We start from the raw sequence: 17,746 nt of genomic DNA on the forward strand, positions 1-17,746 counted from the left end.
GCGACCGCTCCCGCAACGTGTGGTGGCTGACTACTCGGCGGAGCCCTCGGTCGACTCCTGGGCCGGAGCCTCGGCGGGGGTCTCGGCGGGGGTCTCGGCGGGGGTCTCGACCGGAGCCTCGGCGGCCGGGGCCTCGGACTCGATCTCGGCCTCGACCTCGGGCTTCGGGGTCTCGGCCGGAGCCTCGGTCAGGTCCTTGTCGACCTCGGGGGTGTCCACGGCCGCGGCCGGAGCGGCCTCGGTCTCGGGCTTGCCCTCCAGGAGCTCGCGCTCCCACTCGGCCAGGGGCTCCTCGGCGGCCTTCTGCTCGCCGGAGCCCTCGGAGGCACCGGAACGGGCCATGAGGCCGTCGGCGACGGCGTCGGCGATCACGCGGGTCAGCAGGCTGACCGAACGGATGGCGTCGTCGTTGCCCGGGATCGGGTAGTCGACCTCGTCCGGGTCACAGTTGGTGTCGAGGATCGCGACGACCGGGATGTTCAGCTTGCGAGCCTCGCTGATCGCGATGTGCTCCTTCTTGGTGTCCACGATCCACACCGCGCTGGGCACGCGGGACATGTCGCGGATACCGCCGAGGGTGCGCTCCAGCTTCTCCTTCTCACGGCGAAGGTTGAGAAGCTCCTTCTTGGTGAGCGCGGAGCCGGCGACGTCGTCGAAGTCGATCTCCTCCAGCTCCTTGAGGCGCTGGAGCCGCTTGTGCACGGTGGAGAAGTTGGTGAGCATTCCGCCCAGCCACCGCTGGTTGACGAAGGGCATGCCAACACGACGAGCCTGCTCGTCGATGGCCTCCTGCGCCTGCTTCTTGGTTCCGACGAACAGGACGGTGCCGCCGTGGGCGACCGTCTGCTTGACGAACTCGTAGGCGCGGTCGATGTGCGCCAGCGACTTCTGGAGGTCGATGATGTAGATGCCATTGCGCTCCGTCAGGATGAAGCGCTTCATCTTCGGGTTCCAGCGACGGGTCTGGTGCCCGAAGTGGACGCCGCTCTCCAGGAGCTGGCGAGTCGTCACGACTGTGGCCATGACTGGTCCTCTCTTGCGGTGGCGGAGAGGGGTTCTCCGCCGTCGGTTGTGCCTGACGCCCCGACCGCACCGCCATCCCGCCGTAGCGGGGTGGACCGTAGGTACGACCCCTCCCTGAGGAGGCGCGTGGACGTGCGTATTGTGGATTGGCCCAGAGGGCCACGGACGATTCTATCCTCCGTCGGACACACACCGGACCTGTGCTGCGCCTACGAGTGACCCCGTCCCCTCGTCCGGCGCCCCGGCACCGGGGTTGTCCACAGTTTCCGACACGCTCTGGCGGGCTTCACCCGTCCCCCGGATCCTGGAGGCATGGACCTCTCCCGCCTCGTGCTCCCGCCCCTGCTCGCTCTCCTCCTGGCACTCCCCTCCTCCCTTGCACACGCCTCGGGGAACACCGACTGGCGCTGGCCGGTGGGCCCTCCCGCCGAGGTACTGCGCCCGTTCGACCCTCCCGAGCAGCGCTGGCTTCCGGGGCATCTGGGCGCGGACCTGGCCGCCGATCCCGGCCAGGAGGTGTACGCGGCCGGTTCCGGGCGGGTGCGCTTCGTCGGCACGGTGGCCGGAACGCCGCTGGTCAGCGTCGCCCACGGGGACCTGCGCACCACCTACCTGCCGGTGGAGTCCGACCTGGCCCGGGGCGACCCGGTCGCCGCCGGCGACCTCCTCGGCACCCTGGCCGGTGACCCGCTCCACTGCCGCGACCGCCCCTGCCTGCACTGGGGCCTTCTCCGCGGCGGCGACTACCTGGACCCCCTCGGCCTCCTCGGCCTCGGCGAGGTCCGCCTCCTCCCCCTCGGCCCGCCCCGTGAGCCCGCAATGACCGTGCGTTCGATAATCTCCCAGAGAAGATTGATTCCCCTTCTTCCATTACCCCTCTGATCAGGCAATTTGCCTGACGGAAAAACCCAGGGAACGAACAGGAGACGCGCCTTGTCCGGACACGAGGTCGGGGTCAACGCCTACGACGCCTATGGCGCGGGAAGCGACGCCGAGGCCTACGCAAGCGGGTTCGTCGGCTTGGGCGAGGACTTCAACGAAACCCTTCTCGCCGCCAAGGCGGCTTGTGACCACGACCCGAAGGTGACGGGGTGGTCGGCGTATGGGGAGGAACAGGCGGAGGCGATGGCCAAGGTGGCGAACCACGGCATCGCCCTCTCGGAGAACGTTCAGGCAGGAGCATCTGAGGCGTCTTCGACCGATGAGCAGAGCAGCGCGGAGTTCCTGGCGGGCGACGGCTCGCTGAGCCGTCCCCTGAACGTCCATCGGTAGACCCCACCACTAAGGACACGATGAACTTCTCCCCCGAAGAATGCGACGTAGACACTGGCACGCTTGACAGCGTCGCCGATGACATGCTGAACCTCGTCTCCCGTATCACCGGAAAGTCCGGGGATCTGGAGTCGCTTTTCAACGACTCCGCCAAGGAGTTCTCCGATCTCGTCGCCTCCGACATCCTCTCCACCGCAACAGAGAACCAGACCGCCTGGATGGACGCTCTAGCCGCCTGCTTCCACGTGTGGGGAGTCGTCACCAAGTGGCGGGGCGAGGTCGACCGATACGAGCAGAACATCGACGGGCTTCGCGAGGAGTGGGAGTCGGCGGTAGGCAACAACTTTGGTTACGACGCCCCTGACAACTACGCCATCGTCGAGGCCCAGCGGTGGAAGGCCGAAGAGCTGAACGGCCGGGCGGAGACCTACTGGACCACCTTGGAGGGGCAGTCCGAGGACAACTCATCGAACCTGGCGGGCGGACCATCCGTGAGCAGCCTCCGGGAACTGATCGACGCGGGCGTCCTGGGCTTCGCGGCCTACAACTCGACCCGGCAGATCATGTACTACCCCACCACCGAGGGCAACGGAGAGGAGCACGCGGAGGAGCTACTCGAATACATCGAGGGCGGCAAGGAACCGGACGCGCACTACTACCATCTGCTGGCGCAGTTGGCCGCGATCAACGCCCTCTCTCTTGACGGACAGCGCAACGGTGACAAACTGCGCCCCGACCAGATCGACTACCTGGAGGACTTCTACACCGCCTTGGAAGACCAGTCCGAGGACGGCACGGTCACCAGTGTGGTTAATGCCGTCCAGCAGGGCGATCTCCCGGACAGCAACCAAGACGAACTGATGGAGGCCCTGGGCGGCGGGATCCTAGCCCTGTCCGACGGGAGCCTGGGCGGAGGCTACGACCGTCTTCCAGAGAGCGTCCGCATGCTGGTCGAAGGCCCCAGTGACTACTGGGAACCCGAGTACACGGGACGTGACTACCACCAGGACACCGAAGGCAACCTGAACAACAATTGGGCCAGGCACGCGGGCCTGCTGGCCGACCTACTCCAGAGCGCTCCCAGCTTGGAAGGACAACCCATGCAGGGCGGCACGGGGTTCTCCGCCCACCTGACCGTCACCGTCAGTGAGGCTTTGGGGCTGCACTACAACAACGATGCGAGCCACGACGAGGCGCTGCAGTCCCTCCTGGACGTCTCGACACGCAACCCTGAAGCGAACGCCGTGCTCTTCACCGGGGACACTACGAACGACAGACCCTACTCCCACCCCAATTTCGGTGATATCGAACTCGGCGACGTACTCCAAAACCTCTACCAGCATGACTGGGACGATGACGGCGAAGCCGTCGGCCAGATGACCGACTGGATCTCCGAATACGCGAACAGCGACGACCCGGACCAGCGCGAACTCGCGGGAGAATCAACGGCCGATCTCATCGAGGCCATCGCTGGCGACAACGAGCTCTACCTCGAACTTATCGGCGTCGAGATGGAAGAGGACGAAGGAAAGTTTGTAGTCACAAACAACGACGACCCGAAAGTCTCTTTCACTGAACTCAATCCAGGAATAGCCGAGTCCTTCTTCGAAGTTTTCCACACCTACATCGAGGACTTCGGAGGGGAGACCGACGGGGTCTACGAATACAGACCAGGCGAGCGTGACCTGAACCTACCCCTGGAGGCCCGCACAAGGTTCATGCAATACATCGCCAGTGACGATGATTCAGCCGTGCGCATGATCGCTTCCGTCGAAGGTCAACAGATGTCGAATCTCAGCTTCGACAATCTCAACTCGGACAGCAAATTCACTGCGGGAGCTGAGAACGGCACTCTCCAAGGACTCCTCGACTCAGCCCTTCAGAACGAGGCGATGAACAGGACCGCCAATGAGAATGAGGCCGCCGAATCCACCGCTGAACGGCAACGAAAATCAGCGATGCTGGTCACCGACATCGCCCTTGGCGTCGCCAAGATACCTGCCTCCACGCACCCCGCCAGCGCCATCGGAGCCGAAATCCTCGCGGCCACCATCAAGGACGGGATTCAGACCCAGGTGAACGAGGATTTCCAAGCAGAGATCGGAGACTTCGCGGAAGCACGAGGAGACAGTTATACTCCGGAAGACGACGTCCGGCGAAACGCCTCGCTCTACCTTCTTAGCCAACTCGTCGATTCAGAGCAATCCAATCTCGAACTGAGCGATATCGATGAAATCGCCATCACGGAGAGCAGCGATGGCACGAGGCGGGTTGCTTCCGATATTCACGAGATTTACTCCCGAAGCCTGTCCACAATGGACGGAAGAATCGACTCCGACCTTAGGGAGAACGAGATCATCCTGAACCAGGAAGAGATGAGAGATAGCCCCGGAGCCACACCGGAAACCATAACTGCATACGATTTTGTCACAACATACACTCGCAGCCATCGGGAACAATACGAAGAAATTACCGATAACTACCGATCACGAACTCCACAGGAGATTGCTGAGATGATCGGCCAGTGACCCCGAACCTGTCCGCACTCAGACACGACAAGAGCACCGACGCATGAGCGATGATCCTGCCAACACCACAGAATCAGCTTTCCAACCCCATCAGCAAGGCCCGCGTTTCCAACCGGCAATATTACTGAACCTGGGCATCGCGGTGATCGGCCTGATCTCCATGATTCTGCTTCTCGCAACGCCCTCCACCCGCTTCCAGGATGCCGAGAACCCCGTGGACTGTCGTCCTGTCGCGGAGTGGGGTCTCACCCCTGGTGACACCGACTTCGACAGCGACCGTCCTGGAGAAGTGATCCGAGACTCCTGCGACCGGAACCGACAGGACAGACTCGCGACGGCGGTGATCATTGCGGTGCCGACGGCGATCGCCGGGTCGGTGGGGATGACGGCGCTGGTATTCCGACGTCAACTGTCCGGGCCGAAGGCGAAGGAGCCCGAGCCGGAAGGCTGATCAAGCCCGGGGGTGGGCCTGGCGGTAGGTGTCGCGCAGGCGCTCCACGGACACGTGCGTGTAGATCTGCGTGCTGCGCGGGCTCGCGTGGCCCAAAAACTCCTGCACGCTGCGCAGGTCGGCGCCGCCGTTGAGCAGATGTGTGGCGGCGCTGTGCCGTAGTCCGTGCGGGGCGCCGTCCGCGCCGGCGGCGCGCAGGTACGCGTGCACGTCCTCGCGTGCCTGGCGCACCCCCAGGCGACCGCCGCGCGCGCCGACGAACAGCGCCGCGCCGCTGGCCGGGGCGGCCATCTCCGGGCGGCCTGCGGACAGCCAGGCGTCGAGGGCGTCCAACGCCGGAGCACCCACGGGGACGGTGCGCTCCTTCGCCCCCTTGCCGAGCACGCGCACGGTGTCGCGTTCGCGGTCCACGTCGGCCAGGTCCAGAGCGCACAGCTCCGCGACGCGCACCCCGGTGGCGTACAGCACCTCCACCACCGCGTGGCGGCGCAGGTCCGACGGTGAGTCCCCGGAGGGCCGGGAGAGCACCGTGGCGGCCTGCCCCTCGTCCAGCACCGTCGGCAGCGACCGCTGCTGGGAGGGGCCCGACAGGCGGGGACCCGGATCGGCGGCCAGCACCCCCTCGCGGTGCAGAAACCGGGTGAGGGCGCGTACGGCCGCCACGCGGCGGGAGACGGTGGCACGGCCGGCACCCGCGTCGCGCGCCCGGGACAGCCACCCGCGCACCAGGAGCACGTCCAGGTCCTCGACCCGGTACCCGTTCTCCTCAAGGAAGGCCAGGAGGGAGCGCAGGTCGGCGAGGTACCCGCGCACGGTGTGGGGCGAGCGGCCCAACTCACCGGACAGGTACGCGGCGAAGCGGTCCAGCACGCTCATGTGCGGGGCAGGCACGCGACGCCCTCGATCTCCACGAGGTACCTCGGGTTGACCAGGCCGCTCACCTCCACCAGGGTGCCGGCCGGACGGTGCTCGCCGGGGAGGCAGTCGACCAGGGCGCTGCGGAACTCGTCCAGGTCGGCGATGTGGCGGAGGAAGTAGGTGAGCTTGACGAGGTGGCCCAGATCCGCCCCGTGGGGGGCCAGGACGCGCTCCATGTTGCGGAAGACCTGACGGGTCTGGCCCTCCACGTCTCCGGCGACGTCCCCGTCGGGGGCCTCGGGGGTCTGCCCGGACACGAACAGCAGCGGGCCGTCCGCGAGCACGACATCACTGTACGGTTTGGCCATGGCGGAACCCTACCCGTCATCGCGCCCGCCTATCCGCGCCCCGTGGTCCGCTCGGCGACCACCTCCTCCCGTCATCGGTGCGGCAGCCGCCAGCCGGAGCTACAGCGCTCCACCAGACCCGCGGCCGCCAGCAGGCCCAGTGCCCGCATCGCCACGTCCAGGGACGTCCCGCTCTCCACGGCGATCACCGCGGGCCCGGTCCCGGACCGGCCCACCGCGTCGAGCACCCGGGCGCTCTCCGCGTCGAGGTGGGCCGACACCCTCAGCGGTCCGCTCACCGGAGGGAGCTCCCCCACCGCCCCGACCTGCACGACGACGTCGTCGGCGCAGGTAACACAACCCGCCTGCCAGTCGCGGAGCAGGACGTGGCACCCCACCGACATGGCGGAGGTGACCGGACCGGGCACGGCCATGAGCACCCGGTGGAGTTCGACGGCGTGTGAGGCGGTGTTGAGGGCGCCGCTGCGCCTGCCCGCCTCCACGACCACCGTCCCCGGGGTGAGCGCCGCGATCAGCCGGTTACGGATCAGGAAGTCCTTGGCCCGGGGCGTGGTGCCGACCGGCCGCTCACTCACCAGCACCCCGGTCCGGGAGACGTCCGCGAACAGACCCGCGTGTCCGCGCGGGTAGTCCACGTCCAGTCCGCAGGCCAGCACCACCACCGTGCTCCCGTTGGCGTGGGCGGCCCGGTGGGCGGCGCCGTCGATTCCGTAGGCTCCGCCGGAGACCACGACCACGGCCTGTTCGGCCAGCTCGTAGGCCATCTCCGCCGCCACGTGCTCCCCGTAGGCGGTGGCCGAGCGCGCACCCACCACGGCGACAGAGCGCAGGCACAGGTTGCGCAGGTCCCCGCCGCCGCGCACCCACAACCCGTGGGAACGGCGCCCGCCGGGCAGGTCCAGTCCGTCCAGCCGACCGGGCCACTCGGGATCGTCCGGGGCGACGAACCTGATCCCGGCCGCCGCGGACGCACCCAACAGCGCCTCGGGGTCGACACGCGCGGCGGTGGCGCTCCAGCCCTCCCACCGGCGGCGCAGCCGGTCCCACGCCTCCGGGGAGGGGTCCGCGTCCTCCTCCGGGAGCACGTGCGGCGGAGGCTCCCCCGCCACCAGAGCCGACCAGACCCTGGCCGCGCCGTGCTCGGCGAGCATCGCCCCCAACCAGAGGTCCCCCGGCGGCGCCACCACCGTCAGGCAGGCCCGTGCCCTGGCCTCGGCCTCCCCCTCCACGTCCCGTACGGTCACCGCGCTCCCCCTCCACCCGCTCCGCTCCGACCTGCCGGGCCCACCCGGCCCACCGCCCCGCGCCGGGGCCGACGCCCGCCCCCGGTCCGCCTCACCACGCCCGTCCCGACCACAGCGCGAAGGCGTAGGCGGTCTCCTCCTCCCCCGGGCGTTCCCGCTCGGCGAGGTCGGCCAGCGTCCACGCGACCCGCAGGGCCCGGTCGACTCCCCGGGCGCTGATCTGCCCGGCGTCCATCGCCCTCCCGAGCACCCGCAGAGCGGCGGGCTCCACGGGGAAATCCCGGCGCAGACGCGCCCCGGGGACCGCCGCGTTGGTCGTCCAGGGGGTGTGCGCGAGCCGCCCGCGAGCACGGGCCCTGGCCTGCTCCACCCTGGCCGCCACCACGGCCGAGGACTCCGCGAACGCACGGTCGGCGAGCAGTTCGGCCCGTGTCACCGGTTGCAGCTCGACCTTGAGGTCGATCCGGTCCAGTAGCGGGCCCGAGAGCCGTGAGAAGTACCGGCGCCTCTCGCCCGGCGGGCAGGTGCACATGCTGCCCGGCCTGGCGCAGGGGCAGGGGTTGGCGGCCATCACCAGTTGGAACCGGGCGGGGAAGGTCACGGTGGCGGAGGCGCGGGCGAGCACCACCTCCCCGCGCTCCAGCGGCTCGCGCAGGGAGTCCAGCACCCCCCGTGCGAACTGCGGGGCCTCGTCGACGAACAGCACTCCCCGGTGGGCCTTGGACACCCACCCCGGTCCGGGAAACCCGCTGCCCCCGCCGATGATCGACGCCCGGGAGGACGTGTGGTGGGGGGCGGCGAACGGAGGCCGGGTGACCAGGGGCGTGCCCCGGGGCAGCATCCCCGCGACCGAGTGGATGGCGGTGGCCTCCAACGCCTCGGCGGGACTCAGGCTTGGCAGGACGGTGGGCAGGCGTTCGGCGAGCAGGCTCTTGCCCGTTCCCGGGGAGCCCAGCATCATGAGGTTGTGCCCTCCCGCCGCGGCGACCTCCACCGCCCGGCGCGCCACCGGCTGGCCGAGCACGTCCGCCAGGTCCGGGCCGGGGTCACCCGACCGGCGGGCCCGGGGCTCCTCCGGCCCGGCGGCCTCCTCCGGGAGGTGCTCGCCGCGCAGCCACCGGCACAGGTCCGCCAGGCTGCCCACCGCCCTCACCTCGACGTCGGGCACCAGCCCGGCCTCGGCCGCGTTGCCACGCGCGACGACGAACCCGCGGTACCCCTGGCCGGTCGCCGACACCATCGCCGGAAGCACGCCGAGCACCGGGCGGGCACGCCCGTCCAGTCCGAGTTCGCCGATCAGGACGGTGCCCTCCAACCGGTCCTGGGGCACCGCGCCCGTGGCGCACAGCAGGGCAGCGGCGATGGCGAGGTCGAAGAGGCTGCCCGCCTTGGGGAGGCTGGCCGGGGAGAGGCTGATGGTGATCTGGCCGCTGGGCCACTCCTCCCCGCTGTTGGCCACGGCCGCACGGATACGGTCACGGGCCTCACGCAGGGCGGCGTCGGGCAGCCCCACCAGGGTCACCCCGGGGTCACCGCCGCCCAGGTGCACCTCCACCTCGACGATGTGGCCCTGGACCCCCAGAAGGGTGATGCAGTGGGTGCGGGCGAGCGTCATCACGTCATCCCCCGCTCGTGGGAGACGAACACGCGTCCTCCGGTGACGAGGACGCAGACGCCGTCCACACGCAGCGGCCGGGCCGGAACCCGGTGCAGGGCCGCCCACTCCCGCCCCAGCCGGCGCAGACGGCGCCGTTTGTCGGGGGTGATGGCGTCCACGGGGTGGCCGTACCGCACGGAGGTCCGCGTCTTGACCTCGGCGACGACCAGGGTCGGGCCGTCGCGGGCCACGATGTCGATCTCCCCCGCCGGTGACCGCCAGTTGCGGGCCACCACCCGCATACCGGCCCGTCGCAGGAAGACCGCGGCGAGGTCCTCGCCCCGGCCGCCCAGGGTCCTGCGGTACTCGGCCCACCTGTCCACGGTCGACCACCTCCCGTTACCACGGTGGGTGATCGCCGCCCGGTGCGCCAGGGGGAGTTCTTTCCTGTGGACAACCCGTCCACGGTTCCCGGAGCCAGACCACCGGTGGGACGACACGCCGTCCCCCGGCGGACGCGGCGGCCCCTGTGGGACGGCGGGGCCGGGTCAGGGAAGCTCGGGGCCTCCGCGGCCGCCGCCGTCCGCGGGAGGCAGCTCCAGATCGGACTTCTGGATCTCCTCGACGTTGACGTCCTTGAACGTCACCACGCGCACGTTGCGGACGAACCGGGCCGGGCGGTACATGTCCCAGACCCAGGCGTCCTCCATCACGACCTCGAAGTACATCTCCCCGTTGTCGGTCGAACGCGGCTGGAGGTCGACGTTGTTGGTCAGGTAGAACCTGCGCTCGGTCTCCACGACGTAGCTGAACAGACCGACGACGTCCCGGTACTCGCGATAGAGCTGGAGCTCCATCTCGGCCTCGTACTTCTCCAGGTCCTCAGAACTCATCCACGCGCTCGCTTTCGTCGCACTCTCCGGTCGTGGTGTGCCGGTCTCCTCATCACGTGTACACCGCCACCGCCCCGGTTGTTCCCTCCGTGGGGCGCCCCACGCACGAGGGGGCATCAGGACGATCCGAGATCCATCATGCGTCACGGAACGGACTTCTGGGCCCCGCCGAGCAGATTTCCTTCGACGGATCGGTCACCGGAAGCCTCCGGAGGTCCCGGTCCGTCTTCGGACCGGGCTCCGTCACGGTGTCACCCGTCCGCGCCGTCGAGGGCCTCGAAGCTCTCGGGGACGCCCAGGCCGCCGGCCTGGTTGAACGGCCAGATGATGACGAACGCCCGGCCGACCACGTGGTCGATCGGGACGGCGCCGCCGCCGGGGTTGTTCTGGTTGAGGCGGGAGTCGTAGGAGATCGCCCGGTGGTCCCCCATCAACCACAGGTGCCCCTCGGGCACCTCGATCGGGCCGAACTCGGTGTGGCTGGCCACACTGCCCGGGTACAGGTAGGCGTCCTCCTCCAGGGGGACGCCGTTGACCAGGACGCGGTTCTGCTCGTCACAGCACTCCACGGTGTCGCCGGGAAGCCCGATGACCCGTTTGATGTACTCCTTGCCCGAGGGGGCGGTGCCCAACTGCTGCTGCACCCAGGTGAAGGCGCCCGCGACGGGGTTGGTCGGCTCGGGGGTGACCACGGTGTTCGGATCGTCCCACGACCCGTTGCCGTTGAAGACGACCACCTCGCCGCGCTCGATGTCGCGGATCTGGTAGACGACCTTGTTGACGAGCACCCGGTCGCCGACGAGCAGTGTGTTCTCCATCGACGTGGAGGGGATGTAGAACGCCTGCATCACCCAGGTCCTGATCACGAACGCCAACACCACGGCGACCACGATCAGGATGGGGAGTTCCTTCCAGAACGACCCCTTCTTCTCAGCGCTCTGGGACTTGCTCATCTCGGCGTCCGCCTTCTCCTCCGGCTCCTGGCCAACGGCTTCGGAGACACCACTGGCTCCCGGGTCCTCAGGGACTCGGGAGCCAGTGGCGGAGCTTCGCTCCTCCGGGCCGGGCCGGGCGGAATCCTCGTCCTGGACCCCGTCCGCGCCGGGGTCCCTCTCGTCTTTGTTCATCGAGCCGAAGCCTATCCTGCCTCCCACTCGGGAGGAGGTCGGTTCGGCTCCGAAAGAGAGCGGAAGACTACTTGGAGACGGGCTCGCGGCGCTCGCGGATGCGTGCGGCCTTCCCGCGCAGGTCGCGCAGGTAGTACAGCTTGGCGCGACGCACGCGGCCGCGGGCGGCGACCTCGTACTTGTCGACGGCCGGGGTGTGGATCGGGAACGTACGCTCCACGCCCACGCCGTAGCTCACCTTGCGGATGGTGAAGGTCTCGCGGTTGCCCGAACCCTGGCGGCGGATGACGACGCCCTTGAAGACCTGGACACGGGTGCGGGTGCCCTCCGTCACGCGGACGTGGACGTTGAGCGTGTCACCCGGACGGAACTCGGGGACGTCGGTGCGGAGCTGAGCCTTCTCGAGCTCCTGGATGGCGGTGTGCATCTCGCGATTCCTCATCGGTAGCGCTCCGCGCCCAGTCCCCGGCGTGGTGCGGGAAGGGGGGCGCGGGCGAGGGCCCGTACGGGTCTGGACATTCGAACCACCCGGTGACCGTCACAGAGGCCGACGTCGTACCGCCGGCATGCGGATGCCATGGGTCACCAAGGGGGAACCCACCCAGTTTGCCACATGTCAGGTGGCTTCCCGAACCGCTTCCTCGGCGAGGACCTCCCGGTCACGCCGGTCGAGGTACCCCTCCGGCATCGCGTCGACGAGGTCGGGCCGGTTGCGCGCGGTCTTGCGGAGCGCCTGGTCACGGCGCCAGCGGTCCACCGCCCCGTGGTTGCCGGACAGCAGCACCGGCGGCACCTCCTGGTCCCGCCAGGTGACGGGCTTGGTGTACACCGCCCCCTCCACCAGGTTCTCCATGCCGCCGGAGGCGAAGGAGTCCTGGACCGCCGACTCGGTGTTGCCGAGAACACCCGGCAGCAGCCGCGTGATCGCCTCGACCATCACCAGCGTCGCGGACTCGCCCCCGTTGAGCACATAGTCGCCGATGCTGATCTCCTCGACCGGCATCCGCAGTACGGCGTCCGCGGCCACCCGGGAGTCGATGCCCTCATAGCGCCCGCACCCGAAGACCAGCCGTTCCTCTCCGGCCAGGCGTTCGGCGTCGGCCTGCCGGAAGGGGCGGCCGCTGGGGGTGGGCAGGATCAGCCGCGCCGGAGCGCCCTCCACGACCTCGTCGAGCGCCTCCCCCCAGGGTTCGGGCTTCATGACCATGCCCGGGCCTCCCCCGTAGGGGGTGTCGTCCACGGTGTTGTGCCGGTCGTGGGTCCAGGAGCGCAGGTCGTGGACCCGTACGTCGAGCAGCCCCGAGGCGCGGGCCCTGCCGATCAGGGACAGGTCCAGCGGGGCGAAGTAGTCGGGGAAGATGCTGATGATGTCGATGCGCACGGGGCGCCCTTCAGTCGGCGAGGTCGAGCAGGCCGGGCGGGGGGTCGATGACGATCCGGCCCCCGGCCACGTCGACCTCGGGGACCAGGGCGGCGACGAAGGGCACCAGCACCTCGCCGCCCTCGGGCGTGGCGACGACCAGAACGTCCTGTGCGTGGTGGAGCACGTCGCCGACCGTACCGACGGCATCGCCCCCGGTGGTCACTGCGGCCAGTCCGATGAGTTCGTGGTCGTGGAACTCGTCCGGGTCGTCCAGGGGGGCGATGTCCTGGGAGTCCACGAACAGGAGGGTGCCGCGCAGCGCCTCGGCGGAGTCGCGGTCGGCGATCCCCCGGAAGCGCACCAGCAGCCGGTCACTGTGGCGGCGGCTGGACGCGATGGTGAGCGGCCCGGCCGCCGCCGGGTCGGTGGCCATCTCGGTGCCGTCGGCGAAACGGGCCGCGGGGTCGTCCGTCCGGACGTCGACGGCGACGTCGCCCCGGATACCGTGCGCGCGGCCGATCCGGCCCACAACGAGTCGCATGGGAGGTTCCGTCCTTCCGCCCGTCCCACCTGGAGACGGGAAAACTGTGCCCGGGGCACGCTGCCCCGGGCACAACTACGGGGCGCCGACCGTTGTGGTCGGCGCCCCAAGAGGCGCGTCAGCGCACTTCGTGCAGGTCCAGCAGGTCCACGCGGACGTAGCGGCCCCCGGCGAGGGAGCCGATGACGGTCCGCAGGGCCTTGGCGGTGCGGCCGTTGCGGCCGATCACCTTGCCGAGATCGTCGGGATGGACCCGGACCTCCAGGACTTTGCCCTTGCGGAGCCGCTTGGCTCTCACCTGGACTTCGTCGGAGTTCGCAACGATCCCCTTCACGAGGTGCTCAAGCGCCTCTTCCAGCACGTCAGGCCTCGCCCTCGGACTTCTCGGCCTCGGCGGTCTCGGCGGGCTTGTCAGCCGCCTTCTCCACCTTCTCGGTCTTCTTCTCGGTCTTCTTGGCCTTGGTCTTGCCCTCGCCACCGGGGAGCACGAGCTCCTTCAGCGCGGCCTGGAAGGCGGCTTCCTTGGCCTCGGGGTCCTTGGCCTCGGCGACCTGGAGCGGAGCCGGGGCGGGCAGGCCCTTGAACTTCTGCCAGTCGCCGGTCTTGCGCAGGAGGACCTTGACCGCGTCGGAGGGCTGGGCCCCCACGGACAGCCAGTACTGCGCCCGCTCGGAGTCGACCTCGATGAGGCTCGGGTGCTCCTTGGGGTGGTACTTGCCGATCTCCTCGATCGCCTTGCCGTCACGCTTGGTGCGGGCGTCGGCGACGATGATGCGGTACTGGGGCGTACGGATCTTGCCCATGCGCTTGAGCTTCAGTTTGACAGCCACTGGAGTGGTCTTCTCCCGATGAACGGTGTTCGGCGCCCGGCAGCGAAACCACGTGGGGTTGCAGTACCCGCCTAGGCAAGACGTGGGTGGCGGGTTAGTTAGAGGGCTGACCCGTCCACCGTTAGTCGACTACTCATTGTGCCAGACGCGAGCGCGTTCCTCGGCCAGGACACCGGCCCCCGCGTGGTGTCACCGCGACGAACGGCCCGCCCCCGCTCGGGGGACGGGCCGCGTGTGGCCTTCGCTACTGTTTGGGCAGCTTGAAGTTCGACAGGTCCGGCATGTTGGGTCCGCCGAAACCGGGCGGGAGCGTGGGCTGCCCGCCGCCTCCGCCGAGGCCCGGGGGCAGCTGCGGCATCTGCTGGCCGCCCTCCTCCTGGCGCTTCTGGCGTTCGGCCGCGCGGTCGGCCTCCTGCTGGCGGGCCTTCATCGGGTTGCCGCTGCGCTGCTTGCCCTTCTTCGCCTTCTTGGACTGGGCCTTGGCCTTCTTGCGGTTGCCACCGCCCACACCGGGCATCCCGGGCATGCCCGGCATCCCGCCGTTCTTCATCTTGCGCATCATCTTCTGCGCCTCGAAGAAGCGGGTGACCAGGCCGTTGACGTCGCTGACCTGGGTACCCGAGCCGTTGGCGATGCGCAGGCGGCGCGAGCCGTTGATCGTCTTGGGGTGGGCGCGCTCCCCCGGGGTCATCGACTGGATGATCGCCTGGATCCGGTCCAGGTCCTTGTCGTCGATGTTGTCGATCTGGTCCCGCATCTGCCCCATACCGGGCATCATGCCGAGCAGGTTGCCGATCGGGCCGAGCTTGCGGACCATCGACATCTGCTGGAGGAAGTCGTCCAGCGTGAAGTCGTCGTCCGAGGCCATGGTCGAGGCCATCTTCTCGACCTCGGCGTCGTCGAACGTGCGCTGTGCCTGTTCGATGAGCGTGAGGACGTCACCCATGTCCAGGATGCGCGACGCCATCCGGTCCGGGTGGAAGAGGTCGAAGTCCTCCAGCTTCTCGCCGGTGGACGCGAACATGATCGGGCGGCCCGTGATGTGCCGGATGGACAGGGCCGCACCACCGCGGGCGTCACCGTCGAGCTTGGTGAGCGCGACCGCGTCGTAGCCGACGCCGTCGAGGAAGGCCTGGGCGGTGTTGACCGCGTCCTGGCCGATCATCGCGTCGACGACGAAGAGGATCTCGTCGGGGCTGACGGCGTCGCGGATGTCGGCGGCCTGCCGCATCAGCTCGGTGTCCACACCGAGGCGGCCCGCGGTGTCGATGATGACGACGTTGTGGTTGTTGCGGCGCGCGTGCTCGACGGACGCCCGCGCGACCTCGACCGGGTCGCCCACGCCGTTGCCGGGCTCGGGAGCGAACACCGGGGTGCCGGCGCGCTCACCGACCACCTGGAGCTGGGTGACGGCGTTGGGGCGCTGGAGGTCGGCGGCGACGAGCAGCGGCGTGTTGCGGTCGGCCGCCAGCCACTTGGCGAGCTTGCCCGCCAGGGTGGTCTTACCCGCGCCCTGGAGGCCGGCGAGCATGATCACGGTGGGCGGGTTCTTGGCGAACCGCACCTGCCTGGTCTCGCCGCCGAGGATCTCGACCAGTTCCTCGTTGACGATCCTGATGACCTGCTGCGCCGGGTTGAGGGCCTTGGAGACCTCCTCACCGCGGGCGCGCTCCTTGATCCGCGCGATGAACTCGCGGACCACCGGCAGCGCGACGTCCGCCTCCAGCAGCGCGAGACGGATCTCCCGCGCGGTCGCGTTGATGTCCTCCTCGGACAGCCGCCCCTTGCCGCGCAGCGAGGAGAAGACCGAGGTCAGCCGGTCGGAAAGCGTCTCGAACACGAGTTTGGCCAGTCCTTCGTCTCGTAAGTGGTTTCCCAGCCTACCCGCCCACCGCCGCCGGACAGTAGCCCGAGGCTGCGGGGGTCGGGAACGGGGGGAGGGCGGAGCCTGTGCGCCCCGCCCTCCGTGTCGTCGGTGACCGCTGCCACCGTCTGCCGTCCTGGCCTGGTGCCCGCGGGGTTGCCGGAGGTTCTGCGGGCGGGTTCGCGAGGAACCGGCCGACCCGCGGTGGGAGTCCGGCGGCCTTCCCGGAAGCGGGGGCCGAAGCGGGGGCTAGTTGCCCTCGTCCTCCTCGGACTCCTCTTCCGAGGGGGCGCCGCCGGCCAGGGTGGCCTCGCGCTGCTCGGCGAGGGCCGCCAGCATGTCCTCCTGCTGGCCGCCGCTCAGGCCGCGGGTGGAGAGCTGGGCCTCACCGTCGATGGTGTAGCTCTGCTGGGTGGAGCTGACGATGCCGTAGTCGGCGCTGCACGACAGGTCCAGGGTCGAACCGGCCTCCAGGGTGCCGCCGTCGTCGCACGTCTGCTCACCGATGTCGGCGTTGGTGAAGGTCACGTCCATGCGGACGGTCACGTCGCCGCTGCCGTCGCCGCCCGCGTCCCTCACGGTACCCGACCAGGTGCAGTTGGGGCCGTCCTCGCAGTTCATCTCGGGGTTGCCGTCCCATCCCACCTCGATCCTGGCGTCCCTGGAGCCGGTCAGGTCGTCCTCGGCTGTGGCGGTGATGCCGTCGTAGAGCTCCTCCACGGCGGCGGTGTCGGCCTCAGCGAGGTCCAACCGGACCTGCGGGCCGGTCTCGGCGCCCTCGGGGACGAGCTCCTCGATGGCGATGCGCTGGATCTGCTCGGTCTCCGCGTTGATCCAGACCTGGTTGCGCTCACCGGCGAGGTCGACCCGGTAGGTGAGGGTGCCGTCCAGGTTCTCCTCGACGGCCTCCTCGGAGTCCAGCTCGATCGCGGAGAGGATCGCGGAGAGATCCGGCGGGGCGAGGGTGGCGCTGGGGTTGAGCCCGGCATGGGCGGCGGAGGAGCGCACCCAGTTCTCACTGAAGTCGTCGAAGTCCGGACCGAAGACGCCCTGGTCGAGCCAGAAGTCCTCGATCGCGCGGATGAAGAGCTTGCCGTCTGCGGCGAGCACGTCGGCCTCGACGCTGTTGGCGCGGATGGTTCCGCTGGTCGCGCCCGTGTCGGCGACGGTGAGCGAGGCGTCCCGGACCTCGGAGGAACCGACGGTCTCGGCGACCTGCCCGGTGGCGGTGAGCGCCGGGTAGGCGGCGAGGTCGGCCAGGGCGCTCTCCAGCAGCGGCGCCGCGGCCACCGGCTCGGCGGGCTCGGGGCTGGGCTCCTCCTCGCCCCCTCCGGGGCGCAGGTTGCTCAGGTCGATGGAGCACGCGGTCAACCCGAGCACGGCGACCGCGCTCGTCGCGGCGAGCGCGGCGCGCCCGCCCCTGCGACCCCTGAAGTGACTAACCGGCGCCATCTTGCCTCCTGACCCCGACCTGTGGGGCACTGTACGAATCAGCGTGGGTTTCCGGGTGGGCGGCGGGATGGCCGGCCCTGACCCGTTCTTGGCGTGAGACGCGGATGCGCGGCCCCTGGTTTTACCCCGGTCCCCTGGAAAGGCGCCGAGACGCATCTGTGATTCGGCCGTCGTCCCCGGCCGAGCGCACGCGTCCCGCGGCTGCACCGCCGCGCCGCTCAGAAATGGTACCGAACCAACACGCAGGCCACGGCCAATACCGGCCCGCGAATGGCCATATATGCCACGAAGCACTCTAGGGCACAAAAACGGGGCCGACGGGATTTTCCCGCCGG

At 69.4% G+C, this 17,746-nt stretch carries 19 protein-coding genes; 4 read left to right on the forward strand and 15 right to left on the reverse strand.

Going from position 1 to position 17,746, the window contains the following annotated elements:
* Window positions 1–30: 30 nt before the first annotated feature.
* Window positions 31–1,023 (reverse strand): 30S ribosomal protein S2, encoded by a 993-nt coding sequence (rpsB, locus tag ACFWTE_RS05220; RefSeq protein WP_378778066.1) that lies wholly within the window; start codon window positions 1,021–1,023, stop codon window positions 31–33.
* A gap of 312 nt (window positions 1,024–1,335) precedes the next feature.
* Here rpsB and ACFWTE_RS05225 point away from each other — a divergent pair, with 312 nt between their 5' ends.
* Genes ACFWTE_RS05225 through ACFWTE_RS05240 form a run of 4 tightly spaced genes read left to right on the forward strand, consistent with a single transcriptional unit; the run spans window position 1,336 to window position 5,274 of the window.
* Complete coding sequence (locus ACFWTE_RS05225; protein ID WP_378778068.1) at window positions 1,336–1,905, forward strand: peptidoglycan DD-metalloendopeptidase family protein; 570 nt, start codon at window positions 1,336–1,338, stop codon at window positions 1,903–1,905.
* Window positions 1,906–1,956: 51 nt separating this feature from the next.
* Window positions 1,957–2,295 carry a hypothetical protein gene (locus tag ACFWTE_RS05230; protein ID WP_378778069.1) on the forward strand — a complete coding sequence of 113 codons (339 nt, stop codon included), beginning with the start codon at window positions 1,957–1,959 and terminating at the stop codon, window positions 2,293–2,295.
* Between the two features lie 20 nt (window positions 2,296–2,315).
* Window positions 2,316–4,823, forward strand: a complete 2,508-nt coding sequence (locus tag ACFWTE_RS05235; RefSeq protein WP_378778070.1) for a hypothetical protein — start codon at window positions 2,316–2,318, stop codon at window positions 4,821–4,823.
* Between the two features lie 43 nt (window positions 4,824–4,866).
* The gene (locus ACFWTE_RS05240) at window positions 4,867–5,274 is read left to right on the forward strand and encodes a hypothetical protein (RefSeq protein ID WP_378778071.1); all 408 of its coding nucleotides are present in this window, start codon (window positions 4,867–4,869) and stop codon (window positions 5,272–5,274) included.
* Here the strand turns inward: ACFWTE_RS05240 and ACFWTE_RS05245 are convergent, their stop codons facing one another.
* The 14 genes from ACFWTE_RS05245 to ACFWTE_RS05310 all read right to left on the reverse strand — a co-directional run bounded on the left by ACFWTE_RS05245 (window position 5,275) and on the right by ACFWTE_RS05310 (window position 17,411).
* Window positions 5,275–6,150, reverse strand: coding sequence for a tyrosine recombinase XerC (locus ACFWTE_RS05245; protein ID WP_378778142.1), 876 nt, complete (start codon window positions 6,148–6,150; stop codon window positions 5,275–5,277).
* The gene (locus ACFWTE_RS05250) at window positions 6,147–6,500 is read right to left on the reverse strand and encodes a RidA family protein (protein ID WP_378778072.1); all 354 of its coding nucleotides are present in this window, start codon (window positions 6,498–6,500) and stop codon (window positions 6,147–6,149) included. Before ACFWTE_RS05250 ends, ACFWTE_RS05245 begins: the two co-directional genes overlap by 4 nt.
* A 71-nt stretch (window positions 6,501–6,571) precedes the next feature.
* On the reverse strand, window positions 6,572–7,744 hold the full coding sequence (locus tag ACFWTE_RS05255) for a DNA-processing protein DprA (protein WP_378778073.1): 1,173 nt from the start codon (window positions 7,742–7,744) through the stop codon (window positions 6,572–6,574).
* A 91-nt stretch (window positions 7,745–7,835) separates the two neighbouring features.
* A complete protein-coding gene (locus ACFWTE_RS05260; protein ID WP_378778074.1) occupies window positions 7,836–9,359 on the reverse strand; it encodes a YifB family Mg chelatase-like AAA ATPase in 1,524 nt (507 codons plus the stop codon).
* Window positions 9,359–9,724, reverse strand: coding sequence for a YraN family protein (locus ACFWTE_RS05265; RefSeq protein ID WP_378778075.1), 366 nt, complete (start codon window positions 9,722–9,724; stop codon window positions 9,359–9,361). The genes ACFWTE_RS05260 and ACFWTE_RS05265 overlap by 1 nt, the downstream gene beginning before the upstream one ends.
* Before the next feature lie 165 nt (window positions 9,725–9,889).
* The gene (locus ACFWTE_RS05270) at window positions 9,890–10,234 is read right to left on the reverse strand and encodes a DUF2469 domain-containing protein (protein WP_378778076.1); all 345 of its coding nucleotides are present in this window, start codon (window positions 10,232–10,234) and stop codon (window positions 9,890–9,892) included.
* Window positions 10,235–10,485: 251 nt separating this feature from the next.
* Window positions 10,486–11,361, reverse strand: a complete 876-nt coding sequence (gene lepB / locus ACFWTE_RS05275) for a signal peptidase I (protein WP_378778077.1) — start codon at window positions 11,359–11,361, stop codon at window positions 10,486–10,488.
* Window positions 11,362–11,428: 67 nt separating this feature from the next.
* A complete protein-coding gene (gene rplS, locus ACFWTE_RS05280; protein ID WP_378778143.1) occupies window positions 11,429–11,788 on the reverse strand; it encodes a 50S ribosomal protein L19 in 360 nt (119 codons plus the stop codon).
* Window positions 11,789–11,977: 189 nt separating this feature from the next.
* On the reverse strand, window positions 11,978–12,742 hold the full coding sequence (trmD, locus tag ACFWTE_RS05285) for a tRNA (guanosine(37)-N1)-methyltransferase TrmD (RefSeq protein WP_378778078.1): 765 nt from the start codon (window positions 12,740–12,742) through the stop codon (window positions 11,978–11,980).
* 10 nt (window positions 12,743–12,752) lie between these two features.
* Window positions 12,753–13,265, reverse strand: coding sequence for a ribosome maturation factor RimM (gene rimM / locus ACFWTE_RS05290; RefSeq protein WP_378778079.1), 513 nt, complete (start codon window positions 13,263–13,265; stop codon window positions 12,753–12,755).
* Between the two features lie 118 nt (window positions 13,266–13,383).
* Window positions 13,384–13,626, reverse strand: coding sequence for an RNA-binding protein (locus ACFWTE_RS05295; protein ID WP_378778080.1), 243 nt, complete (start codon window positions 13,624–13,626; stop codon window positions 13,384–13,386).
* A gap of 1 nt (window position 13,627) precedes the next feature.
* Entirely contained in the window at window positions 13,628–14,095 is a 468-nt protein-coding gene (rpsP, locus tag ACFWTE_RS05300; RefSeq protein WP_378778081.1) for a 30S ribosomal protein S16, read from the reverse strand.
* A 244-nt stretch (window positions 14,096–14,339) separates the two neighbouring features.
* Window positions 14,340–15,935, reverse strand: a complete 1,596-nt coding sequence (ffh, locus tag ACFWTE_RS05305) for a signal recognition particle protein (RefSeq protein ID WP_378778082.1) — start codon at window positions 15,933–15,935, stop codon at window positions 14,340–14,342.
* Window positions 15,936–16,208: 273 nt separating this feature from the next.
* On the reverse strand, window positions 16,209–17,411 hold the full coding sequence (locus ACFWTE_RS05310) for a hypothetical protein (RefSeq protein WP_378778083.1): 1,203 nt from the start codon (window positions 17,409–17,411) through the stop codon (window positions 16,209–16,211).
* Window positions 17,412–17,746: the final 335 nt, after the last annotated feature.

The organism is Nocardiopsis sp. NPDC058631, from assembly GCF_042716955.1.
Taxonomy (GTDB): domain Bacteria; phylum Actinomycetota; class Actinomycetes; order Streptosporangiales; family Streptosporangiaceae; genus Nocardiopsis.